At 66.8% G+C, this 19,872-nt stretch carries 21 protein-coding genes; 3 read left to right on the top strand and 18 right to left on the bottom strand.

Annotation, left to right across the window (positions count from 1 at the left end; translation table 11 throughout):
* Nucleotides 1-6: 6 nt before the first annotated feature.
* The 7 genes from ACZYY4_RS14270 to ACZYY4_RS14240 all read right to left on the bottom strand — a co-directional run bounded on the left by ACZYY4_RS14270 (nt 7) and on the right by ACZYY4_RS14240 (nt 7,795).
* Nucleotides 7-915, bottom strand: coding sequence for a metal-dependent hydrolase (locus tag ACZYY4_RS14270; protein WP_463810639.1), 909 nt, complete (start codon nt 913-915; stop codon nt 7-9).
* A 73-nt stretch (nt 916-988) separates the two neighbouring features.
* Nucleotides 989-1,477, bottom strand: coding sequence for an SRPBCC family protein (locus tag ACZYY4_RS14265; RefSeq protein WP_463810638.1), 489 nt, complete (start codon nt 1,475-1,477; stop codon nt 989-991).
* Nucleotides 1,478-1,510: 33 nt separating this feature from the next.
* Entirely contained in the window at nt 1,511-2,533 is a 1,023-nt protein-coding gene (locus ACZYY4_RS14260; RefSeq protein ID WP_463810637.1) for a nitronate monooxygenase, read from the bottom strand.
* A 15-nt stretch (nt 2,534-2,548) separates the two neighbouring features.
* Nucleotides 2,549-3,871 carry a M16 family metallopeptidase gene (locus ACZYY4_RS14255; protein ID WP_463810636.1) on the bottom strand — a complete coding sequence of 441 codons (1,323 nt, stop codon included), beginning with the start codon at nt 3,869-3,871 and terminating at the stop codon, nt 2,549-2,551.
* Complete coding sequence (locus ACZYY4_RS14250; RefSeq protein WP_463810635.1) at nt 3,849-6,107, bottom strand: polyribonucleotide nucleotidyltransferase; 2,259 nt, start codon at nt 6,105-6,107, stop codon at nt 3,849-3,851. Before ACZYY4_RS14250 ends, ACZYY4_RS14255 begins: the two co-directional genes overlap by 23 nt.
* Before the next feature lie 305 nt (nt 6,108-6,412).
* Nucleotides 6,413-6,682 (bottom strand): 30S ribosomal protein S15, encoded by a 270-nt coding sequence (rpsO, locus tag ACZYY4_RS14245; RefSeq protein ID WP_463810634.1) that lies wholly within the window; start codon nt 6,680-6,682, stop codon nt 6,413-6,415.
* A 129-nt stretch (nt 6,683-6,811) separates the two neighbouring features.
* The gene (locus tag ACZYY4_RS14240; RefSeq protein WP_463810633.1) at nt 6,812-7,795 is read right to left on the bottom strand and encodes a bifunctional riboflavin kinase/FAD synthetase; all 984 of its coding nucleotides are present in this window, start codon (nt 7,793-7,795) and stop codon (nt 6,812-6,814) included.
* A 24-nt stretch (nt 7,796-7,819) separates the two neighbouring features.
* Here ACZYY4_RS14240 and mntR point away from each other — a divergent pair, with 24 nt between their 5' ends.
* Entirely contained in the window at nt 7,820-8,509 is a 690-nt protein-coding gene (mntR, locus tag ACZYY4_RS14235) for a manganese-binding transcriptional regulator MntR (protein WP_463810632.1), read from the top strand.
* Nucleotides 8,510-8,518: 9 nt separating this feature from the next.
* On the opposite strand, the gene ACZYY4_RS14230 is transcribed toward mntR, so the two are convergent.
* Both ACZYY4_RS14230 and ACZYY4_RS14225 read right to left on the bottom strand, forming a co-directional pair.
* A complete protein-coding gene (locus ACZYY4_RS14230; RefSeq protein ID WP_463810631.1) occupies nt 8,519-9,403 on the bottom strand; it encodes a metal-dependent hydrolase in 885 nt (294 codons plus the stop codon).
* Nucleotides 9,404-9,432: 29 nt separating this feature from the next.
* Entirely contained in the window at nt 9,433-10,509 is a 1,077-nt protein-coding gene (locus ACZYY4_RS14225; protein WP_463810630.1) for an AraC family transcriptional regulator, read from the bottom strand.
* 56 nt (nt 10,510-10,565) lie between these two features.
* Here ACZYY4_RS14225 and ACZYY4_RS14220 point away from each other — a divergent pair, with 56 nt between their 5' ends.
* Entirely contained in the window at nt 10,566-10,997 is a 432-nt protein-coding gene (locus ACZYY4_RS14220; RefSeq protein WP_463810629.1) for a type II toxin-antitoxin system Rv0910 family toxin, read from the top strand.
* A 3-nt stretch (nt 10,998-11,000) separates the two neighbouring features.
* On the opposite strand, the gene ACZYY4_RS14215 is transcribed toward ACZYY4_RS14220, so the two are convergent.
* From ACZYY4_RS14215 to ACZYY4_RS14175, 9 genes are all read right to left on the bottom strand, one after another.
* Nucleotides 11,001-12,269, bottom strand: coding sequence for an acyl-CoA dehydrogenase family protein (locus tag ACZYY4_RS14215; RefSeq protein WP_463810628.1), 1,269 nt, complete (start codon nt 12,267-12,269; stop codon nt 11,001-11,003).
* Nucleotides 12,270-12,284: 15 nt separating this feature from the next.
* Nucleotides 12,285-13,154, bottom strand: a complete 870-nt coding sequence (locus ACZYY4_RS14210) for an SDR family oxidoreductase (protein ID WP_463810627.1) — start codon at nt 13,152-13,154, stop codon at nt 12,285-12,287.
* On the bottom strand, nt 13,154-14,026 hold the full coding sequence (locus ACZYY4_RS14205) for a MaoC/PaaZ C-terminal domain-containing protein (RefSeq protein WP_463810626.1): 873 nt from the start codon (nt 14,024-14,026) through the stop codon (nt 13,154-13,156). The genes ACZYY4_RS14210 and ACZYY4_RS14205 overlap by 1 nt, the downstream gene beginning before the upstream one ends.
* Before the next feature lies 1 nt (nt 14,027).
* Nucleotides 14,028-14,480 carry a type II toxin-antitoxin system Rv0910 family toxin gene (locus ACZYY4_RS14200; RefSeq protein WP_463810625.1) on the bottom strand — a complete coding sequence of 151 codons (453 nt, stop codon included), beginning with the start codon at nt 14,478-14,480 and terminating at the stop codon, nt 14,028-14,030.
* Nucleotides 14,481-14,516: 36 nt separating this feature from the next.
* Nucleotides 14,517-15,722: a lipid-transfer protein gene (locus tag ACZYY4_RS14195; RefSeq protein WP_463810624.1), complete on the bottom strand. Its 1,206-nt coding sequence runs from the start codon at nt 15,720-15,722 to the stop codon at nt 14,517-14,519.
* Between the two features lie 132 nt (nt 15,723-15,854).
* On the bottom strand, nt 15,855-16,490 hold the full coding sequence (locus ACZYY4_RS14190; protein ID WP_463810623.1) for a TetR/AcrR family transcriptional regulator: 636 nt from the start codon (nt 16,488-16,490) through the stop codon (nt 15,855-15,857).
* A gap of 151 nt (nt 16,491-16,641) precedes the next feature.
* Entirely contained in the window at nt 16,642-17,535 is an 894-nt protein-coding gene (gene truB, locus ACZYY4_RS14185) for a tRNA pseudouridine(55) synthase TruB (protein WP_463810622.1), read from the bottom strand.
* Nucleotides 17,532-18,185, bottom strand: a complete 654-nt coding sequence (gene pptT, locus ACZYY4_RS14180; RefSeq protein ID WP_463810621.1) for a 4'-phosphopantetheinyl transferase PptT — start codon at nt 18,183-18,185, stop codon at nt 17,532-17,534. The genes truB and pptT overlap by 4 nt, the downstream gene beginning before the upstream one ends.
* Nucleotides 18,182-19,147 (bottom strand): metallophosphoesterase family protein, encoded by a 966-nt coding sequence (locus ACZYY4_RS14175; RefSeq protein WP_463810620.1) that lies wholly within the window; start codon nt 19,145-19,147, stop codon nt 18,182-18,184. The genes pptT and ACZYY4_RS14175 overlap by 4 nt, the downstream gene beginning before the upstream one ends.
* 134 nt (nt 19,148-19,281) lie before the next feature.
* Between ACZYY4_RS14175 and ACZYY4_RS14170 the strand changes: the two genes are divergently transcribed.
* Entirely contained in the window at nt 19,282-19,872 is a 591-nt protein-coding gene (locus ACZYY4_RS14170; RefSeq protein WP_463810619.1) for a DUF3558 domain-containing protein, read from the top strand.

Genomic DNA, 19,872 nt, shown 5'->3' with positions numbered 1-19,872 from the left:
TACCCGTCAGTGCGTGGCCCGGGCGGCAGGCGACACCGCCAGGTAGTTGACCGCCTTCTCCACCCCGCCGAGTTGCGCCGGGTGGAACCCGGGCCGGTAGTAGGAGGCGATCGCGGGCATGAATTCGAACGGAGCGGGAACCAGCCCGCGGCGCGCCACCGTGAACCAGTCCCGCCAGCGCGGCTTGGTTCCCGCCGGCAGTTCGGGGTCCACCTTGTACATGAACCGCAGCCCGCGCACCCACAGCCACAGCATCAGGGGCGTGACAATCAGCTGGGTCCGGACCTGCCGGAAGTATCCGGCACGCAGGTGCTTCATCACGTCGAAGGCGACGGCCTTGTGCTCGACCTCTTCGGCGCCGTGCCAGCGCAGCATATCCAGCATCACCGGATGCGTTCCGGCCTCATCCAACGCCGGGCTGTCGAGGATCCACTCCCCCAGAATCGCCGTGTAGTGCTCGACGGCGGCGACCAGTGCCACCCGTTCCAGCAGCCAGCGCTGCTGACGGCGCTCGCTCCAGTGCGGCCGGTCGCCGAGCAGCTTCTCGAACAGCCACTTCATCTGGCCGGTGAACGGCGCCATATCGATGCCGCGGGCGGCCAGGTGCTCGACGACGCCGGCATGTGCCTGGGAATGGGTGGCCTCCTGCCCGATGAAGCCCTGGACGTCAAGGCGCAGCTGGTCGTCCTTGATCAGCGGCAACACCTGCTTGAACAGCTCGACGAAGAACTCCTCGCCGGCGGGCAACAGCAGGTGCAGCACATCGCAGAAGTGGGTGGCGAAGGGCTCGCCGGGTACATAGTGCACCGGCAGGTCCGACCAGTCGAAGCCGACGTCACGGGCCTGCAGGACGATGCGTTCGTGGTCCAACGACCCGTCATGCGGGCCGGCGGCATTGTCATCAACCGAAAGCATGGCAACTCCTTCGCCGAGAGTTTTACAAAACCATATTCGATGTCGTTGGTGTCGACAAGACCCGTATAAACGTCTAAGCGGGTTGAGGGGCCTCGGCCCGCTGCTTGAGTCGATTCAGGGTGAGCCGGATGTGCTCGGCATTGGCGGCAGTCCGGTCCTCGACGCCGGTAGTCAGCCGAGTGATCCCGAGGATCCAGCGCGGCCGGTGATCCCAGGTGCTCTCGGTGACCTGGCAGCCTCCGTCGACGGGCGTGATCTGGTAGGCCCAGTAGGCCACCGGGATGATCGCCGAGCGGACCTTGAAGGCGAAGGCCCGGCCCGGCTCAGCGGCGGTGACGGTGCAGGTGGTAGTCCATTTCTTGGAACCGTTGCGGTTGTCGCCGGAGAACACCGCGCCCGGCCTGGCCGCGTCCCCCTTGCGCCACTGCATCGCGACAGTCTCCTCGGCACATTCCCCGAGCGCTGACAGGTCGGTGATCAGCGCGTAGACCTTCTCGGGGCTGGCCTCGATCTGGACGGTGCCGGTAGCTGAGGGCTTCGTCGGCGCAGCGGCTTGGCTCATCCGACCGATCATAGCGGTACCGGCGGTACCGGGTCAGCCCGCCAAAGCCGCGAGGATGTCGGCGGCCGGCCCCGAGCGGGCGGTGCGGTAGGCGGTCCCGGCCCACAGGCTGGTCCCGTGCGGGTCATCCACCGCCACTGCGGCCGCCCGGATCGGCCTGGTCATGTGGTTGATCTCCGGGTATCCCACCGGCGCGACGCCGTCGAAGGTCCGGGTGAAGTCGTTCTCCAGGCCGCGCGCGTAGCGGCCGGAGAACGCACACGTCACCGTGGTGTTGCCGAATTCCGGGTGCGTCAGCGCCGCACGGTGCGTCGGGTTGGTACCCGCCTCGTCGGCCAACAGCAGTGCGGTACCGACCTGGGCGGCCACCGCCCCACGTCCCAGCACCCCGGCCACATCGGCCGCGGTGCCCAGGCCGCCGGCCGCCACCAGCGGGACATCGCCGTGGGCATGGCCGATCTCGGCCAGCAGGTCGTCGAGGGTTTCGCTGCCCGGCTGCACGTCGGGTGCGAAAGTGCCGCGGTGCCCGCCGGCGCCGGGACCCTGCACCACCAGGGCCTCGGCACCGTGCGCCAACGCGATCCCGGCCTCGTAGGCCGATGTCACCGTGACCACGGTCAGGATGCGCAGCGCGCGCAGTTTCTCCAGGTCCTCGGGCTGCGGTGTCCCGAAGGTGAACGACACCACGGTGGGCCGCAGGTCGGCGATCACGCCGAGCTTCTCCGGCCAGCAGTCGTCGTCGCCGAAGCGCGGCCTGCCAAGTTCGACGCCGTAGTGCTCAGCCAGTGGTTCCAGCAGGTCGGCATATTCGTCGAGCAGCACCAGGTCGGCGTCGCTGGGTTGCGGCACAAACAGATTGACCCCGATCGGACCGGTGGTCGCGCCGCGCGCGGCGGTGATGTCGTCGGCCATCTGTTGCGGGGTGCGGTAGCCGCCGGCGACGAATCCCAGTCCACCCGCCTGCGACACCGCGGCCGCGAGCGCCGGTGTACTGGGACCGCCGGCCATCGGCGCACCGACCAACGGGACTGCGAGTTCGGAGAAGCTGAAAGCCATCCCCCTAGCCTGCCATCAACCGGCCAGCGCCCGCAGCCGCCTGGGCAATGCCCCTTTCGACCGGTAGGGACCGAGAACCGCGACCCCGTAGGGCCTGCGCAACACTCGGTGCGCCACTGCGTTGACTTCCTCGAGAGTGACCGCAGACAGCTCCCGCAGGGTGCGGGCGATGGGCCGGTGCCGGCCGTAGTTCAGTTCGGTGCGGCCCAACCGGTTCATCCGCGAACCGGAATCCTCCAGACCCAGCACCAATCCGCCGCGCAGCGATCCCTTCGCGATCCGGCACTCGTCGGCGGTGATGCCGTCGCGCGCAACCGAGTCGAGCACCTCGGCGGTCACGGCCGCCACTTCGGCGAACCGCTCCGGCTGGCAGGCGGTGTACACCGACAGCGCGCCCGCGTCGGCGAAGGTGTCCACCGACGAGTAGATCGAGTACGCCAGCCCGCGCGACTCCCGAACCTGTTGGAAGAGCCGGGAACTCAATCCACCGCCGAGTGCGGTGTTCAGCACCGCCAGCGCCTGGCGGTGCTGCCAGTATCGTCCCGGGGCCCGTACGCCCAGCGACATGTGGGTCTGGTCGGCGTCCCGATTGACCACGGTCAGCCCGGGAGAACCCGAGAGCCGGGCGGCGCCACGCCGCGGTTCGGTGGGCCGCTGACCGCGAATCAGCCGGTGGCCGAAGTGTTCTCGCACGAGTGCCACCACCGTGTCGTGGTCGACATTGCCGGCCACCGCCACCACCATGCGCTCCGGCGTGTAGCGGCGCTGATGAAACGAGCGCAGCTGTGCGCGGGTCATCGTCGTCACCGACTCGACATTGCCGATCACCGGACGTCCGATCGGGTGGTCGCCGAACAGCGTCGACAAGAACACGTCGCCCAGCGCGTCCTCGGGATCGTCGTCGCGCATCGCGAGTTCTTCCAGCACCACGTCGCGCTCGAGGTCGACGTCGGCGGCCGCGCAGGAACCGTTGAGCACCACATCGCTGACCAACGCGACGGCCAGCTCCAGGTCGGTGTCGAGCACGTGGGCGTAGTAGCAGGTGTGCTCTTTGCCGGTGAAGGCGTTGAGCTCACCTCCGACGGCGTCCATCGCCTGGGCTATGCCGGCCGCGGTGCGGGTCGGAGTGGCCTTGAACAGCAGGTGTTCCAGGAAGTGTGCCGCCCCGGCTACCGTGGCGCCCTCGTCACGCGACCCCACGCCGACCCAGACGCCCACCGACGCCGAACGGACCGCGGGGAGGTACTCGGTGACCACCCGCAATCCGCCCGGCAGGGTGGTGCGTCGCAGTGTGGCGCCCGACGGCGCCGCGGTGTCAGCTTTCGGCTGCGGCGGCATCGGCAGGCTCAGCGGACCCAGAGTTCTGGGCCGAGTCCGCCGCGTCCTCAACGGGCACCAGTGAGATCTTGCCGCGGTTGTCGATGTCGCCGATCTCGACCCGCAGCTTGTCGCCGACCTTGACCACGTCCTCGACCTTGTTGACGCGCTTGCCCTTACCGAGCTTGGAGATGTGCACCAGCCCGTCCCGGCCCGGCAGCAACGACACGAACGCGCCGAAGTCGGTGGTCTTGACCACGGTGCCCAGGAACCGCTCGCCGATCTTCGGCAGCTGCGGGTTGGCGATCGCGTTGATCAGGTCGATCGCCGCCTGCGCCGACGGGCCGTCGGTGGCGCCGACGAACACCGTGCCGTCGTCCTCGATGGAGATCTGCGCGCCGGTCTGCTCGGTGATCGAGTTGATCATCTTGCCCTTGGGCCCGATCACCTCGCCGATCTTGTCCACCGGAACCTTGATGGTGGTGACCCGCGGTGCGTAGGGGCTCATCTCGTCGGGGGCGTCGATGGCCTCGGCCATCACCTCCAGGATGGTCGTCCGGGCGTCCTTGGCCTGGCTCAGCGCACCGGCCAGCACCGCCGACGGAATCCCGTCCAGCTTGGTGTCCAACTGCAGGGCGGTGACGAAGTCCTTGGTGCCGGCGACCTTGAAGTCCATGTCGCCGAACGCGTCCTCGGCACCCAGGATGTCGGTGAGCGCAACGAACCGGCGCTCGGTCTTGCCGTCGACTTCCACGTCGTCGGAGACCAGGCCCATCGCGATGCCGGCCACCGGCGCCTTCAGCGGCACCCCGGCGTTGAGCAACGACAGTGTGGACGCGCAGACCGACCCCATCGAGGTGGATCCGTTGGAGCTCAGGGCTTCCGACACCTGCCGGATGGCGTAGGGGAACTCCTCGATGCTGGGCAGCACGGGGACCAGTGCCCGCTCGGCCAGCGCGCCGTGGCCGATCTCGCGGCGCTTGGGCGAACCGACCCGGCCGGTCTCACCGGTGGAGTACGGCGGGAAGTTGTAGTGGTGCATGTAGCGCTTGGACTTCTCCGGTCCCAGCGAGTCGATCTGCTGAGCCATCTTCACCATGTCCAACGTGGTCACGCCCATGATCTGGGTCTCGCCACGCTCGAACAGTGCGCTGCCGTGCGCCCGGGGCACCACCGCGACCTCGGCCGAAAGTGCCCGGATGTCGGTGATGCCGCGGCCGTCGATGCGGAAGTGGTCGGTCAGGATGCGTTGGCGCACCAACTTTTTGGTCAGGCTGCGGTAGGCGGCGCTGATCTCCTTCTCGCGGCCCTCGTAAGTCTCGGCAAGACGCTGGGCGACCTCGGCCTTGATCTCCTCGGTACGCGCGTCGCGCTCGGCCTTGCCCGCGATGGTCAGCGCCTTGGCCAGCTCGTCGGTGGCCACCGAGGCCACCGAGTAGTACACGTCCTCGCCGTAGGCGGGGAAGAGCGGGTAGTCGGCGGTCGGTCGGGCGGCCGCGTCGGCCAGCTCCTGCTGGGCCTTGCACAGCGCCGCGATGAACGGCTTGGCGGCTTCCAGGCCCTCGGCCACCACGGTCTCGGTCGGCGCCTGGGCACCGCCCTCGATGAGCTCGATGACGTTGTCGGTGGCCTCGGCCTCGACCATCATGATCGCGACGTCACCGCCCTCGACCACCCGGCCGGCCAACACCATGTCGAACACGGCGCCTTCCAGCTGCTCCACCGTCGGGAACGCCACCCAGGTCCCGTCGATCAGCGCCACCCGCGCAGCGCCGACGGGGCCGGAGAACGGCAGGCCGGCCAGCTGCGTGGAAGCCGACGCGGCATTGATCGCCACCACGTCGTAGAGGTCCTTGGGGTCCAGGCTCAGCACGGTCACCACGACCTGAATCTCGTTGCGCAGGCCATCGACGAACGACGGGCGCAGCGGACGGTCGGTGAGCCGGCAGGTCAGGATCGCGTCGGTGGACGGCCGGCCCTCACGGCGGAAGAACGAGCCCGGGATCCGCCCGGCGGCATACATCCGCTCCTCGACGTCGACGGTGAGCGGGAAGAAGTCGAAGTGCTCCTTGGGAGCCTTGCTGGCGGTGGTCGCCGACAGCAGCATGGTCTCGTCGTCGAGGTAGGCGACGACGGAACCGGCGGCTTGCTGGGCGAGCCGACCGGTCTCGAAGCGGATGGTGCGGGTGCCGAAGCTCCCGTTGTCGATGGTGGCGGTGGACTCGAAAACGCCTTCTTCAATTTCAGTTGCAGACATGGACGCCCGTTCGGCCTTCCTGATTCGTTCAGCTGTTTCGCAACGTCAGACGTGGATCAGCGAAGAACCTGGATGCGGCTACGGTCGTCGATCGAAGCGGCCGGATCTGCGAAGACGAACCTTCAGACCCGGCTGCCACTACCGAAGACCGCCCGACTCAGGTCTGGCCGATCGCGGGAACGTGTCCCGTCGTGACGTGCCGGAGTGGCGCGCGCTGCCTGCGCGGACCACACCGGTGTCCGGACCTGGACGGCCCGGGACGGTCTCACTCTACATGGCGGCGGTCGTCGCCGGCCGGTTCGTTGTCAGCGACGCAGACCCAGGCGCTCGATGAGCGAGCGGTAACGCGCCACATCGATCTGGGCGAGGTATTTGAGCAGACGGCGGCGACGACCGACCAGCAGCAGCAACCCGCGCCGGGAGTGGTGGTCGTGCTTGTGGGTCTTGAGGTGCTCGGTGAGGTCGACGATCCGCTTGGTCAGCATCGCGACCTGCGCCTCCGGCGAACCGGTGTCGGTCTCGTGCAGGCCGTAGCTGCCCAGAATCTCTTTTTTCTGCTCGGTTGTCAGAGCCACGAACACATCTCCATCAATAGGTCCCGCGAATGAAATGACGGCGGCCACCGCGGACTGCAGCGCGCCGAGCGGGGAGTCTAGCAGCGCCGCGGCGCGCGAGCCCAATCCGGACCCGACCGAGCATCCGGGTCAGTCCTCGGACAGCAGGCCGCGGGTCTTCTCGACATCGGTGTTTATCACCGCCACCAGCTCCGGCACCGAGTCGAACTTCTCCTGTCCCCGGATCCGGCTGACGAAGTCGACGGCAACCCGCTGGCCGTACAGGTCCGCGGTCTGATCGAGCACGAACGCCTCGACGGTGCGGGCCCGTCCGGAGAAGGTCGGGTTGGTGCCGACGGACACCGCCGCCCGGCAACGCTGACCGGCGACGACGGTGCCGGGCACCGGGCCGTGTCCCAGGACGGTGAACCACGCGGCGTACACCCCGTCGGCCGGGATGGCCGCGTACGCCGAGGGCGCCACGTTGGCCGTCGGGAAGCCCAGGTCCCGCCCGCGGCCGTCACCACGGACCACCAGGCCCTCGACCCGGTGCGGCCGGCCCAGCGCTTCGGCCGCCGCGACGACGTCGCCGGCGTCGACGCACGACCGGATGTAGGTCGAGGAGAAGGTGACCGCCTGGGCCACCTCCGCGCCGGGGTGCTCGGCCACCAGCGACACCGACTCCACGCCGAACCCGAACTGCTCGCCGGCGCGGCGCAGCGTCTCGACGTTGCCCGCCGCCTTGCGCCCGAAGGTGAAGTTCTCCCCCACCACGACTTCCACCACGTGCAGATGCTCGACCAGCAGTTCGTGGACGTAGCGGTCCGGGGTGAGCTTCATGAAGTCGGAGGTGAACGGAATCACCAGGAACACGTCCACGCCGGCCTGCTCGACCAACTCGGCGCGGCGCGCCAACGTGGTGAGCTGCGCCGGGTGGTTACCGGGGTAGACGACTTCCATCGGGTGCGGGTCGAAGGTCATCAGTACCGTCGGCACGCCGCGTGCCTTTCCGGCCTTCACCGCATGCGCGATCAGTTCGGCATGGCCGCGGTGCACACCGTCGAACACCCCGATGGTGAGCACGCACCGGCCCCAGTCTGTGGGGATCTCGTCCTGCCCCCGCCACCGTTGCACAACCGCAAGCCTAAACTGTGTGCCGTGAGCCCTTGGGAGCAGTCGGATGGGCTGACTAGCGTCGCGCAGGACTATCTGAAGGTCATCTGGACGGCGCAGGAATGGTCACCCGACAAGGTCAGCACCAAGATGCTGGCGGAGAAGATCGGCGTGTCGGCCAGTACCGCCTCGGAGTCGATCCGCAAACTCGCCGAAGCGGGCCTGGTGGACCACGAGAAGTACGGGGCGGTGACGCTGACCGACGAGGGACGCCGCGCTGCGCTGGGCATGGTGCGTCGGCACCGGTTGATCGAGACGTTCCTGGTGCGCGAACTGGGCTACGGCTGGGACGAGGTGCACGACGAAGCAGAGGTGCTCGAGCACGCGGTCTCTGATGCGCTGGTGGACCGCATCGACGCCAAGTTGGGATTCCCGCAGCGTGACCCGCACGGCGACCCCATCCCGGCATCCAACGGGCAGGTGCCCACTCCCCCGGCACGCCAGTTGTGGGAGTGCGCCGACGGCGACTCCGGGACGGTCGCCCGTATCTCCGATCACGACCCGGAGATGCTGCGCTACTTCGACGGGGTCGGCATCAGCCTCGACGCCCGGGTCCAGGTGCTGACCCGCCGGGAGTTCGCCGGGATCATCTCGGTGGCCATCGAGTCGTTGGCCGGCGAGCAGGCCACTATCGACTTGGGAAGCCCTGCAGCCCAGGCGATCTGGGTGGTGTGATCAGCACCGTCACCTCAGATGGCCGGCGAGTTGGCCTTCGGTACCGAAGAGTTCTTGCTGCCAGCGGGTGACGAGTTCGGTGGTGTCGATCTGGTCGGGGTGGAAATCCCGCCGCTTGAACGGCCGCATGTCGGAGTAGAACCCTTTCCACATCGGATTCCGGAGCATCTGCACCGTCTCCTTGAGTATCCGCAGCGGTTGGCGGCGCCCTTCGACGTCGGTGACCGCAATCGACAACCAGGTGAACAGCACCAGAATCGGGATTCCGCAGTTCTGCGCGAACCGCATCCAACGGATGCGCGTCGACTCCGGGATATCCATGGCCCGGTAGACGTCGAACGCAACGGACTTGTGCTCAAGTTCTTCCAACGCATGCCAGTTCAGCAGATTGCGGATCTCGGGGTCGTACATCAACTCCTGGACCTCGGGCCGTTTTAGGATGTTCTCTGCCCACACCGCGGTGAAATGCTCTGCGGCCACGGTGAATCCGAGAAAGAAATGACGGAGTCGGGGCAGCCGGTCTGGGCTGGGGTACTGCCTGTCGAGGAACTTCTCCATTCGCTCGGTACTCTCCAGCAGGTACTCGAACCACGCCGTCGGGTAGCCCATGGCAGTGAGTTGCTCATTGAGCTCACGGTGCTGCAGGCCGTGCGTCTTCTCCTGCCCGATGAAGCCGGCGACACGCCTGCGCAGATCTGGGTCGGTGAGTTGATCCTTGTAACGGCGCACCGAGCGGACGAAGATGTCTTCACCCGGAGGGAAGATCGCCGAGAGGATCGCGACCAGGTGGCTGAACACCACACTGCCGTCGGCGAAATACCTGTTCGCATCGAGCTGAGCTCCAAAGCCGAACTTCATCCGCCGCACCGCCGGGACAGTTGCGATATTCACCATGCCGGCAACGCTAAGCCGGTGGGCCTGAGCTAGGGAATGAGCGAACCGGACACCGATTTGATCGATTCGGACAGTAGGCGACGGTGCCTACTGGGGGGCGTGCCGCCGCTCCATCGAAGGAATGCCCGGGTGAATGCGGCGGTTTCGGAGTATCCCAACCGTCGCGCGGTCTCCTCGACGGTGAGACCGGATCCGAGCAGTGTCGCCGCGAGGGTCGCGCGGACCTCGTCAACCAAGGCGCGATAACTGGTGTGTTCGGTGGCCAGGCGCCGATGCAGGGTGCGTTCGGTGATGCACAACTCGGCGGCGATCGCGGCCATCGACGGCAACGCGCCGGGATCGCGAACCAACCGGCCCCGGACCTGGGCGGCGATCCCCCGGCGCTGGCGGCGTGTCTGTAGCAGGTCCTCGCACTGCCGCACACACACCTGTGCAGCGGCCGGGTCTGCTGCTGGCATTGCCAGGGCCAGCACATCGGCCGGGATACTCACGGCGCTGCGCGTCGACGACGTGTCGAATTCGACCGTCACCCTGGGGAGATCGATTCGCTCCGTGGGAAATTCGATGCCAGGCAGCTCGACCATGATCTTGATGTCGGATTCCAGCTGACTCAGCAGGAGCGGCACCATCGTGGTCAGTGCGAACAGGTCCCGTTCCAGCATGAAGCTCCGGACGTCGGCCGGAACCGCGCTGTCGTCGAACTCGACGACTACACCGTCGGCGGTGTCATGCCGGCTTAGCCGTAGAAAAGTCGAGGACAGCGTCGCGTACCGGCAGGCGATGTTGACCGCATCACCCAACGTCGGACTCGCCAACAGGGCGTACCCGAACACTCCCATGTTCGCGAAGTTGTACTGGAGGCCGACATCGCAGGCGAACTCATGCGGATCGCCGACGCACTCGAGGACGTTACGCACGATGCGCAGCTCCTGGCCGGCTTGGACTTCGGTTGCAGGGTCCTCGATGTCAGCAACACTCAACCCGGTTCCCGCCAGGCAATCCGCCGCATCGATGCCCTGCAGCCGGGCGGCCTCCAGCAGATGCCTGCAGGTCGCCGGCGGGCGCGGAATATCCCAATCCGCCTGCGCTACACTGCCGATCGCCACATGTCCGAATCTATCAAATTTGTGTCGGCAAGCATGTTGCGCTCTACGATTTGCCGATGGCGAAGCTCGAGCTGTCCCGTGAACTGTCACTGCCTCCCAACGAAGCCTGGACCCACGCGTCCAACCTGGCCGAACTGGGCGACTGGCTGTCCCTGCACCAGGGGTGGCGCTGTGAGATCCCGGCTGAACTCACGGCTGGAACTACGTTGGTCGGGGTCGCCGGAGCCAAGGGTATGCGCAATCGCGTCACCTGGACGGTCCGGAAGATCGACCCGCCCGCCCTGCTGGAACTCACCGGCGACGGAGTGGGCGGAACCAAGTATGCACTGACATTGGCGATCAGCTCCGCGGCAACGGGGTCGAAGTTCACCCTGCGGTTGGACCTCGGCGGCCGGCCGCTGTTCGGCCCGATCGGCACCGCCGCCGCCCGAGCCGTCAAAGGCGACATCGAGCGATCCATCGAGCAATTCGAAACGCTGTACGCCTAACGGTCAGGCGCCCAGCAGGCCCTTGGCGATGTGGGTGACCTGAACCTCGTTACTCCCGGCGTAGATCATCAGCGACTTGGCGTCGCGGGCCAACTGCTCGACTCGATATTCGGCCATGTAGCCGTTGCCGCCGAACAGCTGCACGGCGTCCATCGCGACCTCGGTGGCGGCCTCCGACGAGTACAGCTTCATTGCCGACGCCTCGGCAAGCGACGGCACCTTGCCGACCTGGACCTTCTCCAGCGTCTGAAACACCATGTTCTGCACGTTGATCCGGGCGACCTCCATCTTGGCCAACTTGAGTTGGATCAGCTGAAACTGGCCGATGTTCTGGCCCCACAGCGTGCGAGTCTTGGCATAGTCGAGGCACAGCCGATGGCATTCGTTGATGATGCCCAGCGACATCAGCGCAACGCCCGCTCGTTCGGCGACGAAATTGGCCCGGGCGCTCTCTCGCCCATCACCACTGCTGTGCTGTTCGGTCTCCCCGAGCAACCGGTCCGGGGTGAGCCGCACGTTGTCGAAGAACAACTCACCTGTCGGTGAGGACATCATGCCCATCTTCTTGAACGGTTTGCCCTGAGTCAGCCCCGGCATCCCGGCGTCGAGCACGAACGTCAGCACCGGCCGGTTGCGCCGATCGACGCCCGATGCGTCGTCCAGCTTGGCGTAGACGATCAGCACATCGGCGTACGGCCCGTTGGTGATGAACGTCTTCTGCCCGTTGAGGATGTAGGCCCCATCCCCGGCGCCATCACGGCGCACGTAGGTCTTCATCCCGCCGAAGGCATCCGAGCCGGCGTCGGGTTCGGTGATGGCCCACGCCGCGATCTTGTCCAGCGTCATCAGGTCGGGCAGCCAGCGCTCCTTCTGCGCCAGCGTGCCACGGCTCAAGATCGTGGCGGCACCGAGCCCGAGGCTGACACCCACGGTGGACAGCAGTCCGATGCTGACCCCTGACAGCTCAGAGACCATGATCGCGGCCATAGACAACTGGCCGCCCAGGTCGCCTAGTCCTCCCCCGCCCGAGCTGCCCTTCTCACCCGCCTCCGCTGTTGCGCCGTCCTGCCTGGCGCGCTGCTTGTCCAACATCGTCTTGACCGCTTCGCCGGCCACCACGTCCAAGCCGAACTCGCTGAACAGCTTTCGCGCGATCGGATAGGGCGGCATCTCACCGCTTTCCAATGCGTCCAGATGCGGCCGGATTTCAGCGTTGATGAAATCGCGCACCGTGTCCCGCATGATCACATCGGTGTCGGACCACTCAAACATGCTGCTCTCCCCTGGTCAGTGCGGCAGCCGTGCCGCGATGTCGTCGATCTGCCAGATGCCGTCGTTCTCAATGGTGTCGGTGTCGTGCCAGCCAGCCAGCCGCGAGATCGCACCGCCCTGCACCGCATACACCGCGCCGGTGATCGGACATTTGTCGGTTGCCAGGTAGGCGACCAGCGGTGAGATGTTGGCGGGTGCGAACAGGTCCACCTCGCCGTCCTCCGGTTCGGCCATCAAGGCGCCCATCCCGGGGGTGGCCAAGGTGAGCCGGGTGCGCGCGATCGGTGCGATCGCGTTGACCCGCACCCCGTAACGGTCCAGCTCTTCGGCGGCGATCAGGGTCAACGCGGCGATCCCGGCCTTGGCCGCACCGTAGTTGGCCTGGCCCGCGTTGGGCAGCGTGACTCCGGACCCCGAGGCGGTGTTGATCACCGCCGCGTTGGGCTGATCCCCGGCTTTGGACTGGGTCTTCCAATACGCCGCCGCGTGATGCAGCATCGCGAAGTGGCCCTTGAGGTGCACGGCGATGACCGCGTCCCACTGCGACTCCTCCATGCCGGGAATGAACGCGTCCCGCAGAATGCCGGCATTGTTGACCAGCACGTCCAACCGGCCGAACTCGTCGATGGCCTGCTGCACAAGCCCTTCGGCGGCGTTCCAATCGCTGACGCTGTCGGTGTTGGCCACCGCCCGCCCGCCGGCTGCCACGATCTCGTCGACAACCTGCGCAGCGGTGGTGGTGTCGGCGCCCTCGCCGGCGTTGCTCCCACCCAGGTCGTTGACCACCACGGCAGCGCCTTCAGCCGCGAAGAGCAGGGCGTGTTCACGCCCGATCCCGCGTCCGGCGCCGGTGATGACGGCGACACGGCCTTCCAATGCACCCATCAGTTCTCCTCTGCAATCACAGCTAATCCGTCGGTAATGGCGAACTCGTCAGTGCCCATGCGCGCCGTCTCGAACGCATACCGGGTAACTCCGCCATCGGATCCCGCTTTCCAGATGCGGGTTTCCAGGTCGTCGCCGGGCAGCACCATCTTGGAGAACCGCACGGCAAGCCGCTTGAGCCGACTCACATCCGATCCGGCCACCTCGGTGAGCACCGCCCAGGACGTGAACGCCATGGTGCACAGGCCGTGCGCGATGATCCCGGGTAGTCCGGCGTCGCGGGCGACCTCCTCGTCGAGGTGAATCGGCATCGGATCGCCGGCGGCCGGCCCGTAGCGGAAGGTCTGGTCGGCATCGACGTGTTGGACGACTTTGGCCACCGGCGCCTGCTGGCGTAGTGCGTCATCGAACTTGTGTCCGGGGCTGAGTTCGCCGATCCGCTTGCCCGCGTTGTGTCCACGGAAGAAACAGGTCACGTATTGCTCGTTGACCAGTTCGCCTTCCTCGGTGCGGCATTCGAGCAGAATCGCCGCGCGGGTACCTTTCTCCAGTCCTTCGTAGCCGATCATCTTGCCGCGGGAGACCAGCTTGTCTCCCGGTCGGGTGGGTCGGTGGAAGTGGAAGTCCTGCTCGCCGTGCACCACCCGCGGGATCAGCTCGACGGGTGCCACCTCGACGGCCGGCACCAGCAGTGACTCGAACACCGGCACGATCGCAAACACCGGCGGTGCGAGGCCGCCGCTGCGGTGCGCGGCAATCGGATCGTTGGTCGCCTCGGCGTACTCGACGATGCGCTCCCGGGTGACCTCGAAGCGATCCTCGTCGCTCCACTTGTGCAGCCCGGCATCGTCGAACGCCAGATCGTCTGCCACCTCAGGCCGCCGTCGACGCCAGGGCCTCGAGCTGCTCGAGGGTCTTGTCGAGTTGCTTGGCCCCGTCCTTCTCCACAGCCTTGCCCAGCGCGCCCTTGATCAGCGCACCCTCGAAGTCACCGGCCACGCTGAACTGCGAGCCGTCCCCGGAGGGTGTCACCGAGAACTCGAATTGGCATTTGACGCCGGCCATCCCGGTCCCGGACATGGTCAGGCTGAGAGGGGACCCGGCCTTGTCAACCACCTTATCGATCGTCCATTCGATCTTGTTGGCCATGCCGAGCATGACGATCTTGGCGGTCAGCGTCGAACCAGGTGTCAGGGTGGCCGGAGGCTCCTGCAGCCACTTCTCGTGGATGGTGAACCACTTGTCCCAGCTCGCCAAGTCGGTGACGGTGTTCCACAGCGCTTCCGGGCTGACCGCCAGCTGCTTGGTGGCTTCGATGTGTCCCATTGTTCTCTCCCTAATTCGGTGGTGGCTAGTTGAATTTCAGCGCTCGGCGCGCTGGTAAGCGGTGACGACGGCGGCGCCGCCGAGCCCGATGTTGTGCTGCAGTGCCGCAGTGACACCCGGTACCTGGCGCTTGTCGGCGTCACCACGGAGCTGCCAGGTCATTTCGGAGCACTGCGCCAACCCGGTGGCCCCCAGCGGATGTCCCTTGGAGATCAGGCCGCCAGACGGGTTGACCACCCAGCGCCCGCCGTAGGTGGTGTCGCCGTCGTCGATCAGCCTGGGCGCGTCCCCCTCGGCGCACAGCCCCAGCGCCTCGTAGAGCAGCAGCTCGTTGGCCGAGAAGCAGTCGTGCAGCTCTATCACCTGGAAGTCTTCCGGCCCCAGGCCGGATTCCTGGTAGACACGTTGTGCGGCTTGGACATTCATGTCATAGCCGATCAGATTTTTGGCGCTGCCGTCGAAGGTTGAGCCGAAGTCGGTGGTCATTGCCTGTCCGACGATCTCGACGGCCCGGCCGGCCAGTCCGTGCTTGTCGACAAATGCCTCGCTGGCCAGGATCGCGGCCCCCGAACCGTCGGAGGTCGGTGAGCACTGAAGCTTGGTCAGCGGGTCGTAGATCATCCGCGAACCCAGAATGTCGTCGAGGGTGTACTCGTCTTGGAACTGGGCGTAGGGGTTGTTGACCGAATGCTTGTGGTTCTTGTAGCCGATCTTGGCGAAATGCTCCGCGGTGGAGCCGTGTTCCTTGATGTGCTCGCGACCTGCGGCCCCGAACATCCACGGCGCCACGGGGAACAGCACCTCCGAGATCTCGGCGAGCGCCAGCACGTGCTTCTCCATCGGTTGGGCGCGGTCGTCGTAGGTGGATTCCAGCGAGCCGGGCTTCATCTTCTCGAAGCCCAGCGCGATGGTGCAGTCCGCCAGTCCACCCCGGATCGCCTGGGCGGCAAGGTAGAGCGCGGTGGAACCGGTCGAACAGTTGTTGTTGACATTGACCACCGGGATGCCGGTCAGTCCCAGTTCATACAGCGCCCGCTGACCGGAGGTGGATTCGCCGTAGACGTAGCCGACGTAGCCCTGCTCGATCTCCGAGTAGTCGATGCCGGCGTCAGCCAGCGCCTTGGTTCCGGACTCGCGAGCCATGTCGGGGTAGTCCCACGCCGACCCGTCCTCGTTGAGCCGCCGGCCCGGCTTCTCGAACTTCGTCATCCCAACGCCGATCACATACACCTTGTTCGCCATCATTCTCCTTCGCCAGCCAACCAGTAGGTAGAAACATACAGCCCTGATTGCATCTTTACAAGATGGTCAGCGGGGCTCCGTAAACCGCGCATACGGCACAACGAGGATTGGCGGCCCGACGGCGAGGCGAGGTCAGTCGGACTGCGGGAGAACGCCGGCGGCTACCTGGCGCAGGTGCACACACGCCCGGTCCCAGCGCCGTCGGGCGCGGTTGGGATCGTCGTCGATGAAGCTCGACACCAGGATGCCGCGCAGCGCATCCATCGCGGTGTAGACGACGTTGCGGATCTCCTTCTGCGCGGGATGCCCGGGCATCAGCTGGGCAATCGCCGCGATCAGGGTGCCGTTGACGACGGGTTCGACTCTTTCGATGTGCTGAGCCAGCACCCGATCGGTACGGGCGGCGACCCAAAGTTCCACTGTCGCAATAAACATCGGCCCCTGGTGGGACTCCCAGAGAAAGTCCAGGGCAGTCGCCACAGGGTCGGGAAGCGAGTCGACCTGGCCGAGTTCGCGGATGGCGGCCTGGGTGCGCTGCTGAGCCAGGTGCTCCACGGCGGCGACGACGAGGTCTTCTTTCGACCGGAAATGATGGACTTGGGCCCCCCGGGTGACACCGGCAATCTCGGCGATGCGCGGCGTGGTGGTACCGGCGTAGCCATAGGTCACCAGGCAGTCGATGGTGGCATCGAGCAGCCGAGCCCGCATCGCGGCACTGCGCTCGGCCTGAGTACGCCGCCCCGGTGGTGCACTGGCGCTCGCAGCCATCCGACCCCTCGCATTCCGGTCGCGCTCCGCGACTCCGAGCGTCAGCATACCTTTCCCAAGGCGGTTACATACGTTCTTGTACGCAGGTAACTTCTGCGGTACCGGTCGGCAATCGCGGTGACCTCACGCTCGTGGGTGACCATCGCCCGCCCTACAGCGTCGCCGGCCGGATCACCACCACCGACTTCGTCCGCCGACCGGAGTCCTCCAGCAGGGCGATCACCCGCTCGTCGGCGTCGGCAGCCGCGTAGATCCCATCGATGCCCGCCGGCGGCAGCGGCCGGCCGTGGCTGACGTCGAGTGCCTCGTCGGCGGTCAGGTCTCGGCGCGGAAATGTCTGCAGGCAGGCCTCATCCAGGCTGTAGCTCAGCCGCGGGGTCTCCCCCAGCTCGTCGAGGGTGCGGGCCTGATCCAGGCCGAAGCTGCCCGCTCGGGTGCGGCGCAGGGCGCTCAGATGCCCGCCCACCTCCAGCTGTGCGCCGATATCGCGGGCCAGCGCCCGGATGTAGGTGCCCGCCGAACAGTCCACCTCGACGTCCAGATCGACGAATTCGCCTGCGCGCCGGGTAGCCATGAGCTCGAAGCGATCGATGCGCACCGGCCGGGCGGGCAGTTCGACCGCGCGGCCCTCCCGGGCCAGTTGGTAGGACCGCTTGCCCGCGACTTTGATGGCGCTGACCGTCGAGGGCACCTGCAAGATATCGCCGCGCAGTTCCGCGATCGCCGCGGCGATCCGCGAATCGGTGACGTGTGCGGCTGAAATCGTCTGCAGCACCTCACCTTCGGCGTCCTCGGTGGAAGTGGTCTGCCCCAGCCGGATGGTGGCCGCGTATGACTTCGCCGACGTGGTGAGCAGCCCCAGGATCTTGGTGGCCCGTTCGATACCGATCACCAGCACCCCGGTGGCCATCGGGTCCAGGGTGCCGGCGTGACCGACCTTGCGGGTTCCGAAGAATCTACGGCAGCGCGAAACCACGTCGTGGCTGGTGATTCCGGCCGGCTTGTCGACGATCACCAGGCCGGGCTCAGGCGGCGCCGAGCTCACAGCACGATCGCGGTCAGCACCAGACCGCCGGTGACCGACCACCGCCCGCGCAGCTCGGTCAGCGGTGGGCCGGACAGCGCCGCGGGGTCGATGAGGATGCGTGAGACGAAGGCGCCGCCGGAATCGAACGTGATGTGGGCGTCCTCGAAGCCCAGCCACCGCTTGGTCAGCGGAAACCACGCCTTGTAGGTAGCTTCCTTGGCGCAGAACAGGATTCGGTCCCAGTGCCGGTCATTCGGCAGGGCTTCCAGCTCGGCACGTTCGGCGGGCAGGCTGACCGCGCCCAGCACGCCGTCGGGCAGCACGTCGTGCGGTTCGGCGTCGATGCCCACCGACCGCACATCGCCACCGCGGCCCACCACCGCGCCGCGAAAGCCCGCGCAGTGCGTCAGGCTGCCGACGACACCGTCGGGCCAGCACGGCTCGCCCTTCTCCCCTTTGAGGATCGGCACCGCCGGCTGACCGAGCTCTTCAAGCGCCAACCGGGCGCAGTAGCGCACCGTGACGAATTCGTTGCGGCGCTTGGCCACCGAACGCGCCACCAGCGGTTCTTCCTCGGGCAGCGGGACCAGGCCGGGCGGGTCGTCGTAGCGTTCGGCCCAGGCCAGCGACGGCGCGGGATCCAGCACCGTGTCCAGCAGTCCGCTCATCGCGACTGCCGCTGCCGCAGCCGTTCGGCGAACTTCGCCCTGGCCGCGCGCATCTCGTCGGTGATGGCGAAGTGGCCGCCGAACTCGTTGAGGTATCCCGGCGGATACTGTGGGTCCGGCAAGACCTGCCGCAGCCACCGGTGTGGCTTGCGGACCCGCCACTCCCGCGGGTAGCCCACCGAGACCTCTTCGAAGCGCACGTCGTCGTAGTAGGTGGTGCGTGGGATGTGCAGGTGGCCGTAGACCGAGCAGGTCGCGTTGTAGCGGGTGTGCCAGTCGGCGGTTTCGACGGTGCCGCACCACAGCGAGAACTCCGGGTAGAACAGCGCATCGCAGGGTTGCCGGACCATCGGGAAATGGTTGACCTGCACCGTCGGAGTCATCCAGTCCAGGTCTTCGAGCCGCTTGCGGGTGACGGCGACCCGGTCGCGACACCAGGCGTCTCGGGTGCCGTACGGCTCCGGAGACAGCAGGAACTCATCGGTGGCCACGACGTTGTTCTCCCGCGCGATGGCCAGGCCTTCGGCCTTCGTCGTCGCGCCGGCCGGCAGGAACGTGTAGTCGTAGAGCAGAAACATCGAGACGATGGTGGCCGGGCCGCCCTCCTCGGTCCAGACCGGGTACGGGTGCTCGGGGGTGATGACCCCCATTTGGTCGCACATGTCGACCAGGTAGTCGTAGCGCGACCGACCGAACACCTGCATCGGGTCCTTGGTGGTGGTCCACAACTCGTGGTTGCCGGGCACCCAGATCACCTTGGCGAACCGTTTCCGCAGCAGGTCCAGCGACCAACGGATCTCGTCGGTGCGTTCTGCCACGTCACCGGCGACGATCAGCCAATCATCGGGGGACGCCGGGTGCAGCGACTCGGTGACCGGCTTGTTGCCCATGTGGCCGGTGTGCAGGTCGGAGATCGCCCACAGGGTCGGGCCGTGCGAGGCCCTCGGCTCGTGGATGGTCACGGTGGTCCAGCCTAGCGACCCCGGTGACTCCGTTCGCGGAGGACGAATTGGAACGTGTTCTCGTCTTTGCTGCGGCGGCCGCCGCCACAACTTGTACACTCCCGGAGAAAGTCCGGCCGGAAGCGAGGAGTGGCATGCTCACCAAACTGCGTCTGGCCGCAGCGTTCGGCGCGCTGTCGATGGCCGTCGTCATGGTCTGGCAGCAGGCGCCCCCCGGCGGCAGTTCTGCCGGCGCCGGGACGCACGGGGTGCAGTTGCGCTCCACCGCCGCGCCGCTGGCGCCGCCGCCCACCTCGAGCAACCCGGTCAACATCACCAACCCTCGCCCGTTCGACGCCTGCGAGGACATCCCCTTTGACGTCATCGCCCAGCTCGGGCTGGCCTTCACCCCACCCAAGCCGGTGGAAGGCGTGCGCTGCGAGTTCGACGCCGGCAATTACCAGATGGCCGTCGAAACGTTCGTGTGGCGCAGCTATGACGAAACCGTCCCCCGCGATGCCGTCGAGATGGACATCAACGGCCACCGTGCTGCGCAGTATTGGGTGATGAAGCCCACCGAGTGGAACAACCGGTGGTGGTACTCCTGCATGGTGGCGTTCAAGACCAGCTACGGGGTGATCCAGCAGTCGCTGTACTACTCACCGGTGTACTCGAACCCGGACGTGGACTGCCCCACCGAGAACCTGATGCGCGCCCACCAGCTGGCGCCGCACTACAAATACTGA

The sequence above is a fragment of the Mycobacterium sp. IDUB_21 genome, from assembly GCF_055419425.1.
The sequence above is the reverse complement of the archived record's forward strand: the minus strand, read 5'-3'. Positions and strand labels throughout refer to the sequence as shown.